The sequence below is a fragment of the Brevundimonas sp. genome (assembly GCF_052436175.1).
Classification (GTDB): Bacteria; Pseudomonadota; Alphaproteobacteria; order Caulobacterales; family Caulobacteraceae; genus Brevundimonas.
This window is the reverse complement of the sequence record NZ_JBQVNM010000087.1, coordinates 1-9,164: the sequence shown is the minus strand read 5'-3', so window position 1 is coordinate 9,164 and position 9,164 is coordinate 1. Positions and strand designations below refer to the sequence as shown.

The 9,164-nt window shown below is 69.2% G+C and carries 10 protein-coding genes; 6 read left to right on the top strand and 4 right to left on the bottom strand.

Features of this window, described 5'->3' with window-relative positions; all coding sequences use genetic code 11:
* Positions 1 to 129: 129 nt before the first annotated feature.
* Complete coding sequence (locus tag ACT6QK_RS14105) at positions 130 to 924, bottom strand: C40 family peptidase (protein WP_444598459.1); 795 nt, start codon at positions 922 to 924, stop codon at positions 130 to 132.
* A 146-nt stretch (positions 925 to 1,070) separates the two neighbouring features.
* Between ACT6QK_RS14105 and ACT6QK_RS14100 the strand changes: the two genes are divergently transcribed.
* A complete protein-coding gene (locus ACT6QK_RS14100) occupies positions 1,071 to 1,553 on the top strand; it encodes a hypothetical protein (RefSeq protein WP_444598458.1) in 483 nt (160 codons plus the stop codon).
* Between the two features lie 69 nt (positions 1,554 to 1,622).
* Here ACT6QK_RS14100 and ACT6QK_RS14095 read toward each other — a convergent pair whose 3' ends face one another.
* Positions 1,623 to 3,011, bottom strand: a complete 1,389-nt coding sequence (locus ACT6QK_RS14095) for a leucyl aminopeptidase family protein (RefSeq protein ID WP_444598457.1) — start codon at positions 3,009 to 3,011, stop codon at positions 1,623 to 1,625.
* Between the two features lie 87 nt (positions 3,012 to 3,098).
* On the opposite strand from ACT6QK_RS14095, the gene ACT6QK_RS14090 reads away from it, so the two are divergent.
* Positions 3,099 to 3,938 (top strand): tetratricopeptide repeat protein, encoded by an 840-nt coding sequence (locus ACT6QK_RS14090; RefSeq protein ID WP_444598456.1) that lies wholly within the window; start codon positions 3,099 to 3,101, stop codon positions 3,936 to 3,938.
* A gap of 26 nt (positions 3,939 to 3,964) precedes the next feature.
* On the opposite strand, the gene ACT6QK_RS14085 is transcribed toward ACT6QK_RS14090, so the two are convergent.
* Positions 3,965 to 4,576: a DUF4168 domain-containing protein gene (locus ACT6QK_RS14085; RefSeq protein WP_444598455.1), complete on the bottom strand. Its 612-nt coding sequence runs from the start codon at positions 4,574 to 4,576 to the stop codon at positions 3,965 to 3,967.
* Between the two features lie 234 nt (positions 4,577 to 4,810).
* Positions 4,811 to 5,716 carry a hypothetical protein gene (locus tag ACT6QK_RS14080; protein ID WP_444598454.1) on the bottom strand — a complete coding sequence of 302 codons (906 nt, stop codon included), beginning with the start codon at positions 5,714 to 5,716 and terminating at the stop codon, positions 4,811 to 4,813.
* A gap of 216 nt (positions 5,717 to 5,932) precedes the next feature.
* Here ACT6QK_RS14080 and ACT6QK_RS14075 point away from each other — a divergent pair, with 216 nt between their 5' ends.
* The 4 genes from ACT6QK_RS14075 to ACT6QK_RS14060 all read left to right on the top strand — a co-directional run.
* A complete protein-coding gene (locus tag ACT6QK_RS14075; protein ID WP_444598453.1) occupies positions 5,933 to 6,451 on the top strand; it encodes an iron-sulfur cluster assembly scaffold protein in 519 nt (172 codons plus the stop codon).
* A 40-nt stretch (positions 6,452 to 6,491) separates the two neighbouring features.
* On the top strand, positions 6,492 to 6,770 hold the full coding sequence (gene yidD / locus ACT6QK_RS14070; RefSeq protein WP_444598452.1) for a membrane protein insertion efficiency factor YidD: 279 nt from the start codon (positions 6,492 to 6,494) through the stop codon (positions 6,768 to 6,770).
* Positions 6,767 to 8,692, top strand: a complete 1,926-nt coding sequence (gene thrS / locus ACT6QK_RS14065; RefSeq protein ID WP_444598451.1) for a threonine--tRNA ligase — start codon at positions 6,767 to 6,769, stop codon at positions 8,690 to 8,692. Before yidD ends, thrS begins: the two co-directional genes overlap by 4 nt.
* Positions 8,693 to 8,839: 147 nt before the next feature.
* Positions 8,840 to 9,164, top strand: a 325-nt coding sequence (locus ACT6QK_RS14060) for a YciI family protein (protein WP_444598450.1), incomplete at its 3' end; no start/stop codon positions are given.

The window sequence follows — 9,164 nt, the reverse complement described above, 5'->3', positions numbered from 1 at the left end:
ACGTGACCGCCCTTGCCCGCGCCCGCCGCTCCGCCGGCCGCCACGGCGCCTGCGCCCGCTGCGAAATAGGTTTCGGCTAATTTCTGAATGACGGAAGGGCGGTCTTCGGGCCGCCCTTTCTGTTTGGAGCTAGAGCCGGCGGAACTGCGGGGCGGAGAAGCCGTCTGCCGCATAGCGGGCCTCGGCCGAAGCCAGGTCCTCGATCACGACGCCGCCGTGATGGCCGGTCGCGTGGATCAGGCGCTCGCCGTCCAGGGCAAGCGCGGAATGGCCGGTGAAGCCGGTCTCGCCCTCGGGCGCCAGCCAGACGACCAGATCGCCGCGACGCAGATCGCCCCGCGCCACGGCCTCGCCCAGCCTCGCCTGATCGTCGGAATGACGCGGACAGGCCCGACCGCAGGCGAACAGGGCCGTCTGCACCAGACCCGAACAGTCGGTCAGCCGCGACGACCGCGCGCCGAGGCCATGGCGCACGCCCAGCATCCGTTCGGCGACCTCTACGGGGTCGGCCGCGAAGTCGCCCATGGCGCTCAGATGGTCGGCCGGGATGCCCGACAGGTCATGATGGATCAGGGCGTTCAGCGGCAGGGCGGCGTCCACGGCCGAGACCGTGAACCGGGCCGCCGGGGCGCCGGGCTTCAGCGCGTCCATATCCAGCCAGCCGACCGAACCCGTCCGCCGCGCCCGGCCCCAGGCGCGACCGTCACGGCGTTCCAGGACGTCGAACGCCTCCCCGAACAGAAGCTGGCAGACCCGGACCGAATCGCGCGCGGCGTCCGCCTGAATGTCGGTGACAGCCAACCGGCCGTGCATGGCGACGGTCGGCCGATAGGTCGCGGCCAGCACGACGCCTTCCACCGCCTGTTCGGCCAGATCCGGCCGGGCGAGTAGCGTCCTGGGGTCGAGGTCCGCGAACAGGGTCAAGAACAGGTCCGTCCGATTAAGCCGACATCATCCGCGCCAGAGTCGAATCCGGCGTTAACAGCGCGCAACAGAATTAGGGGCGGCGATGCGTTCCTTGCGCGAAGACGCCGATGGCCCCACCCTCGTCGTTCGGCAGGAGGCGCCTGATGAACCTACTCACGGCAACTATCCTGGCCTTGGTCGCGGGACAGGACGGATATACGTCCCGCGCCCTGGCGACGGTTACCTTGGGACAACCCGGCGACGCCCAGGCCCAGACGATCACCCTCTCAATGATCGGCGGAGAGATGCCTCCGAATCGGCAATCTTGGGCCGAACGGTCCTGGCAGGCCGTGCGCCGTTCGCCTCACGGCGCCGAGACCGTCACATCCGACAACTGTCCAGGTCTCAAGGACGTGGCGACAAAGTTTCGGGACCTTCCGCCGATTCTCCCGGCGCCCTCGGCGGCCTTGTCACGCGAGGATCCCTTTCCGCCGAACGTCATCATGCTCCATGGGTTCCGCGCCATGGTCAGCTTCACGGTCGCCGGCGGGCCCGACGTCACGGTCTGGGGCGTGAACGCCTATGCGGTCTGGGGCACGGAGGTCGCCAACGCCCTGATCCCGTGCTGGAGCCAGCCTTTCCCGTGATCTGCGTCGTCTTGCGGTGATTTCCGGCGGAAGCAACGCCGACGCCGAACCACCAACTGCCTTCCGCCGTCAGCCCGCCTTCGGATACCGCCGCGACAACATCTCGAAGGCCGCGCGCAACCCCTGCGCCTCGCCGCCCTCGGGCCAGCCGGGTCGATTGCGGGGGTTCCAGGCGAAGACGTCCAGATGGGCCCAGGCGCCGGTCGTGGGCGCGAATTTCTGCAGGAACAGGGCCGCCGTCACCGACCCGGCCTGGGCCCAGGCCGCCGAATCATTGCGCACATCGGCGATCTCGCTGTCGATCGAGGCGCGATAGCCGGGCCAGAGCGGCATCCGCCACAGAGGGTCAGCCACCGCCGTCGCCGCCGCCAGCATGTCGGCGGCCAGGGCCTCGTCGTCCGTATAGATCGGCGGCAATTCCGGCCCCAGGGCCATGCGCGCCGCTCCGGTCAGGGTGGCGAAATCCAGCGTCAGGTCGGGGTCGTGCTCTGCGGCGCGTTGCAGGCCGTCGGCCAGGATCAGCCGCCCCTCGGCGTCCGTATTGCCGATCTCGATGGTCAGGCCCTTGCGGCTCGACAGAATGTCGCCGGGCCGGAAGGCGTCGGCCGAGACCGCGTTTTCCACCGCCGCGACCAGCACCACCAGTCGCACCGGCAGGGCGGCCTGCATGACCAGCCGCCCCAGACCCAGCACATGGGCCGCGCCGCCCATGTCCTTCTTCATGTTGCGCATCCCCGCGGCGGGCTTCAGGTCCAGCCCGCCGGTGTCGAACACCACCCCCTTGCCGACCAGGGCCACCAGAGGCAGGTCCGTCCGGTCCAGGTTCCAGCCGATCTCGATCACCCGCGGCGCCCGGTTCGGGGCGGCGGCGCGGCCCACGGCGTGGACGGCCGGATAGTTCTCCTCCAGCAGGGCCTCGCCCTCGATCACGCTGAACGCCGCACCCGCAGCCTCGGCGATCTCGTGCGCGATGGTCTCGATCTGTTTCGGCCCCATGTCGGCGGCGGGGGTGTCGACCATCTCGCGGGTCAGGGCGCAGGCGGCGGCGATGTTCACCACCGCCTCGACATCCACCCTCTCGCCCGCGACCAGCACGGGCCGCTCGCCGTCCGGCCGCGACTTGTAGCGATCGAAGACATAGCCTCCGAGCGCGAAGGCCAGTGCGGCCGCGCCGGCCTGATCCGCACCCACGCCCTCCAGTCGCCACGTCCCGCCCGGCAGCCGCGCCGCCAGCCCGCGCACGCTCATCGGATCAAACGCCGCGCCCGTGCCGAACAGGGCCTCGACCACCGCGCCGTCCTCGCCCGGGACCAGCAACAGTTGACCCGCTTTGCCGGTGAAGGCGTTGGCGGCGGCCCAGGCGCCGACACGGCCCTCCAGCACGGTCCCCGGCGCGATCAGCCGGACCGGCCTTGCGTCATCGGAGGCGGCGATCAGGACGGGGGCGTGACGGCTCATCTCAGGCGGTTCCTTAGGGTGTCGTTAACCATGTCTTGACGCAGAGGCGCGATCCTTGGCCCCGACGTCTTGAAACGGACCCGTCCCATGTCGCGCACCGCCGCCGCCGCTGCAATGATGATCTCCGGCCTCATCGCCGCCTCCGTTGTCGGCCTGGCCACGCCTGCCGCCGCCCAGATGCAGGGCCTGCCCGCCGCACCGGCCGCAGCCTCCCCGGCTCCGGCGCCGCGCGTTCCGGCCACGGCCGACGCCCGCGCCCAGGCCGACCGCATGGACCCCCTGACCCGCTCGGTCTTCTGGAGCCGCGAACAGGAGATCAACCCGGCCGATCCCGTCGCCGGGGTCCGGGTCGCCCAGGCCCTGCGTGAAATGGGCCAGTACGACCAGGCCGCCGCGACGGCGCAGGGTCTGCTGCTCAGCCAGCCGAACAATATAGAGGCCATGCTGGAAGTCGGCCGCGCCCACATCGCGCGGGGTCAGGGCTTCTACAGCATCGCGGCGCTCGAACAGGCGCGCGACCAGGCCCCCGGCGACTGGCGCCCCCTGTCCCTGCTGGGCGTCGCCTATCAGCAGGTCAAGCGCGACGAGGATGCGCGCGAGGCCTGGAACGCGGGCCTGCGCCTGTCGCCCGACAATCCCGAAATCCTGACCAATGTCGCCATGGCCCTGACGGAAAAGGGCGACGCGGCGAACGGCGAGACCTTCCTGCGCCGGGCGGTGGCCCAGCCGGGCGCCACGCCGAAGATGCGGCTGAACCTCGCCCTCGTCCTCGGCCTTCAAGGCAAGACCGACGAGGCCGAGCGGATCATCCGCCGCGACCTGCCGCCCGAACAGGCCGACCGCAACCTGGCCTGGCTCCGGTCCAAGACCACGCCCGGCGCCCCCCAGACGGCCGGCCGCACCTGGTCGTCGCTACAGGGCGGCTGACCGGCGCGGCCCTTCGGGTTTGAGACTCAGGCCCCGACGCCGCGCCGGGCGTCAGCCAGCTCTACCCGCGCCCGCAGGTGGGCGTCGCTGGAGACCGCCGTGGCGATTTCGTTGAAGCGGGCGATCTCCAGTCCCGAAGCCTCCAGCACCCCGGCCATGGCCGCCTGCTGATCGGCGGTCGGGGTAGCGCCTGCTTCAGGGGCGACCTCGCGCATCTTGACCATGGCGGCCGAGAACTTCTCGACCTCGGCGTCGGATACGCCCGCCGCAACCGAACCTGCAGCCGGCTCCGGCGCGGTGGCGACGGCGAGACGCGCGCGCATCACCGGATCGGCCGAGACCTGGGTGCTGATGGCGTTGAACTGGGTGATACCGAGGCCAGAGGCTTCGATGGCGGCGGCCATGCCGGCCTGTTGCTCGGTCGTGGGCGTGCCCCCCTGCACCCCGGCGCTGATCTCGCGCACCTTGACCATGGCGGCGGCGAAGGCCTCCAGCTGGGCGTCGGTCACGGCCGACGCGGTCGGCGCAGGCGTCGCCGGAGCAGGCGCGGCGGGCGGCGGCGCATCCTGGGCCGTAGCGAGCGCGGGAACGGCCGAGACGGCGAGAACGGACGTGGCGATGAGAAGGCTGCGGCGCATGCCGATACTCCGGGTCTGACAACGGGAATGACAACGGCGGTCAGCCGTCGATGGATGACATTCGGGACACCGCCAAATCGCGGCGTCAGTGGAGGAAGGCGCTGAAAATCCACAGCGACGCCTCTCGCGGCAAATCACGCCCGACCACAAAATTGTTATGGATTGTCATGGAACGGTCTGGCCCGCTCTCGTCGCCGTGTTGCAGTCAGCGGGTTGAGCCGACCGCGGCGCGCCTCACTGTGGACGCTGATCGTGCTGCGCGATCACTTCACTGACGATGGCTCGAACCTGCTGTGTTGGACGAGCATAGTCGCGACGGGCTGAATAGAGCGCCTTCAGATAGTCCCGGTCCCACTGGGTCAGGCCAGCCGAACGGTTCGCACCTGGCCTGAACAGGTTCAGCACCGTGTCATAGGCGGAGGTGTCGGCCTCGGGCGCCATCTGGGCCAGCGCAACCATCGCCACATAGTCGCTGAGCGCCCCGAACCCGACGAATCCCACCCTTTCGGTATTGATGATGATCGTCGCCCGCTGCAGGTCTTCACGGGTGTTGGCGCGCAGCCGAGAGACTTCACGCACCCTGACGCTGAGAGGTTGAGGGCCTTCCGGACCGAACTCGAAATCTCCGAGCAGGCCGAGCGCGATATCCCCGCCGTCCATCGTGACCGGCAGACTCACGTGCCACCACCGCACCGGCGCGTCGGTGCTCTGGAACCTCGCGAGAGCCGCCTCGCCGAGCGAGGCCCCGCTCTGCGCCGGGCGGAAGCTGAAGGCGTCATCCTTCACCAGACCCCGCGCCAGCTCATTCGCGTCCGCTGCTGCGGCGATGATGATGTTCGGCCTGCAGCCCGGTTCGCCGGTTTCCAGCCCGAGATCGTTCGCCAGCATGACCACCCGGTCGATCATGAACCGCGCGTACCGCCCGTCGAGATTGGACACGCCGACACAGACGCGGCGGTCCCATCTCGCCAGAGGCCGCCCCGGCGGCGGCGCTGTCGCCTCGCGTGTGAAAGACTGGACCCGTTCCCTCAACAGACGCTCGCTCACGACCTCGATCTCGCCCAGATCGACGACGCTGCCCTGCTGTGCGGCCGGGGACGTCGGCTGCGGCTCCTGCTGCTCGGTCGTCGAGCCCGTCAAAAGAGCGAGGGCCGCGGCTATGGCTTGAACAGACATCGCTCACTCCTCCGGATGCCGAGGACGTCAGACGATCACAGGTCCAATGGCTGATCCACCAGAAATCCGCCTTCCTGGCCTCAAAAGCGCGTCGTTCGGCCGGAAAGCCGGTCGGGGCTCCGGCGCGGCTGGGCGGCGGCTCCTCTTTCTTCCCGGGAACGGAGCGCCTATCTTCGGGCCATGATCGATGACCTCTACAGCGCGCGCATCCTGTCGCTGGCGGCCAATCTGCCGTTCAGCGGTCGGCTGGACTTCTCCGGCCCGGTGCTGGGCTGGCCCGGCACGGGCGAACAGGTCGCCAAGCTGTGCGGATCGAAGGCGACGGTCGACATCCTGCTGCACGCCGACGGGGTGACGATCCGGGACTTCGCCCAAGACATCAAGGCCTGCGCCCTGGGCCAGGCGGCGGCGGCCGTGCTCGGCGAATCCGTTATTGGTTCGACCGTCCCTGAAATCCGCGCCGCCCGCGACGCCATGACCGCCATGCTGAAGTTCGGCGGCGAGGGGCCGACCGGCCGGTTCGAGGGGCTGCGCCTGCTGAAGGTCGTAGCCGACTATCCGGCCCGGCACGCCTCGACCATGGTCGCGATCGAGGCCACGCTGAACGCGGTGGCCGACGCCATGCGGCACTATGAACTGCCCTGCGTCCTCGGCATGGAAACCGCGCCGGACGACAAGCGAACTCGCAACGCCGGTTGAGCGGTTGCCCCCCTCGCCCCGGCGGGGGATAAGCCCCGCAATGGTTCCCGGCGCCGATACCTCCAGAAAGAGCCTCTACGAACGCGGCGTCCGCGCGGCGCATCGCGGCTACAAGGTCACCCTCAGCCCCTTTTTCGGCCAGTCGTGCCGCTTCCTGCCCACCTGTTCGGACTATGGCCGCGACGCCCTGATCCAGCACGGACCGGTCAAAGGGGGATGGCTCACGATGCGCCGGCTCTGTAAATGCCACCCCTTCGGCGGATCGGGATACGACCCGGTGCCGCCAGTCGAGACCGCCCAAAAAGAACCCGTCCCATGATCGAACTGAAATTCCCCGATGGCGCCGTGCGCGAATATCCGGCCGGTTCCACCGCCCGCGACGTGGCCGCCGCCATCTCGCCGTCCCTGGCCAAGAAGGCCGTTCTGGCCGAACTGAACGGCGAGCAGCGCGACCTGAACCGCGTGCTGGAGACGGGCGGAGCCTTCCGCCTGATCATGCGCGACGACCCGGAGGCCCTCTACACCATCCGCCACGACACGGCCCACGTCCTGGCCGAGGCGGTCCAGACCCTGTTCCCCGGGACCCAGGTCACCATCGGTCCCGCCATCGACGACGGCTTCTACTACGACTTCTACCGCGAGACGCCGTTCTCGACCGACGACTTCGCGGCCATCGAAAAGGAGATGGCCAGGATCGTGGATCGGGACGCCAGGTTCGAGCGCGAGGTCTGGGAGCGGGCCGATGCGATCCAATTCTTCGAGGACCGGGGCGAGAAGTTCAAGGCCGAGCTGATCCGCGACCTGCCGGGGACGGAGACGATCACCCTCTACAGACAGGGCGACTGGATCGACCTGTGCCGGGGGCCGCACTTCCCCTCGACGCGCCATGTCGGCAAGGCGTTCAAACTGACCAAGCTGGCCGGCGCCTACTGGCGCGGCGACAGCAATCGCGAGCAACTGCAGCGCATCTACGGCACCGCCTGGGCGACGAAGGAGGACCTTGAGGCCCATCAGACGCGCCTGGAGGAGGCCGAGAAGCGCGACCACCGCAAGGTCGGCAAGGCCATGGAGCTCTTCCACATGCAGGAAGAGGGCCGGGGCATGGTCTTCTGGCACCCCAAGGGCTGGGTCCTGTGGCGCGTGCTGGAGGCCTATATGCGCCGCCGCCTGGACGCCGCCGGCTATGTCGAGGTCAAGACGCCCCAGGTTCTGGACCGGAAGTTCTGGGAACAGAGCGGCCACTGGGACAAGTACCGCCCCAACATGTTCGTCTGCGAGACGGTTGAGGGCGAGGAACTCAGCCTCAAGCCCATGAACTGCCCGGGCCACGTGCAGATCTTCGATCAGGGCCAACGGTCCTATCGCGAACTGCCGCTGCGCATGGCCGAGTTCGGCGCCTGCCACCGCTATGAGCCGTCCGGTTCGCTGCACGGCCTGATGCGGGTGCGCGGCTTCACTCAGGACGACGCCCACATCTTCTGCCGCGAGGACCAGATCGTCGAGGAGACGGCCGAGTTCATCAAGCTGGCCCGCAGCGTCCACGCCGACCTCGGCATGCAAACCGCCTACATCAGCCTGGGCACCCGGCCCGAAAACCGCGCCGGCACCGACGAGTTCTGGGACAAGGCCGAGGCCCTGATGGCCGAGGCGGCCCGCGCCGCCGGGACGGAGCCGGTCGTGACCGAGGGCGACGGCGCTTTCTACGCCCCCAAGCTGGACTTCATCGTCAAGGACGCCATCGGCCGCGAATGGACCTGCGGCACGATCCAGCTCGACTATGTCCTGCCCGAACGCCTCGGCGCCGAATACACGGGCGAGGATGGCCAGAAGCACCGGCCGGTCATGCTGCACAGGGCAATCCTGGGCAGTTTCGAGCGGTTCATCGGCATCATGATCGAGAACTACGCCGGGGCCTTCCCGCTGTGGCTCTCGCCGGTCCAGGCCGTGGTCGCGACCATCACCTCCGACGCCGACGGCTATGCGGAAGACGTCGCCGCGAAATTCCGCGCGGCGGGCCTGCGCGTCGAAACCGACCTGCGCAACGAAAAGGTCGGCTACAAGGTGCGCGAACACTCGGTCGGCAAGGTCCCGGTCATCGCCGTCGTGGGCCGCAACGAGGCCGAGAAGGGCGAGGTCGCCATCCGCCGCCTGGGCTCGCAGGCCCAGACCGTGGTCAGCGTCGAGGAGGCCATCCGCCTCCTTACGGACGAGGCGACCCCGCCGGATCTGCGGCGGGGGTGAGACCCGTCCAGGAAAGCAGCGGGACGTCAGAAACCCGGTCTGAGCCTGGTCGCGAAATTTTTTCTGTGTTGCTGTCGATCCGGCCGCTCGCCGCGCATCACCCTTTCAGGACCGCGCACGGTGCGCGAGCCGGCTGAGGAGACCACCATGCAGTACATGCTCATCTTCAAGGAGACCGACGCCGAAATCGGCCGCCGCGACGACCCGGAGGCGGCGCCCGCCTACTGGGGCGCCTGGAACGCCTATGTCGGCGCCCTGCACCAAAGCGGCGTCGTCGTCAGCGGCAACGGGTTGCAGGCGCCGCACACCGCCACCCATGTGCGCGTGGACGGCGGAAAACGGCAGGTGCAGGACGGCCCCTTCGCCGACACCCACGAGCACCTGGGCGGCTACTTCATCGTCGAGACGGCTGGCCTCGACGACGCGCTGGAATGGGCCGCGCGCGCGCCCTGCGCATCGGCCGGCAGCGTCG

Bases quoted from the DNA above. Each gene is read 5' to 3' on its own strand.
- ACT6QK_RS14085 (WP_444598455.1), bottom strand. From the start codon at position 4,576: ATGCGCCGCAGCCTTCTCATCGCCACGTCCGTTCTCGCCGTCTCGGCC.
- ACT6QK_RS14100 (WP_444598458.1), top strand. From the start codon at position 1,071: ATGAACCTACTCACGGCAACTATCCTGGCCTTGGTCGCGGGACAGGAC.
- yidD (WP_444598452.1), top strand. From the start codon at position 6,492: ATGGTTCCCGGCGCCGATACCTCCAGAAAGAGCCTCTACGAACGCGGC.
- thrS (WP_444598451.1), top strand. From the start codon at position 6,767: ATGATCGAACTGAAATTCCCCGATGGCGCCGTGCGCGAATATCCGGCC.
- ACT6QK_RS14090 (WP_444598456.1), top strand. From the start codon at position 3,099: ATGTCGCGCACCGCCGCCGCCGCTGCAATGATGATCTCCGGCCTCATC.
- ACT6QK_RS14095 (WP_444598457.1), bottom strand. From the start codon at position 3,011: ATGAGCCGTCACGCCCCCGTCCTGATCGCCGCCTCCGATGACGCAAGG.
- ACT6QK_RS14075 (WP_444598453.1), top strand. From the start codon at position 5,933: ATGATCGATGACCTCTACAGCGCGCGCATCCTGTCGCTGGCGGCCAAT.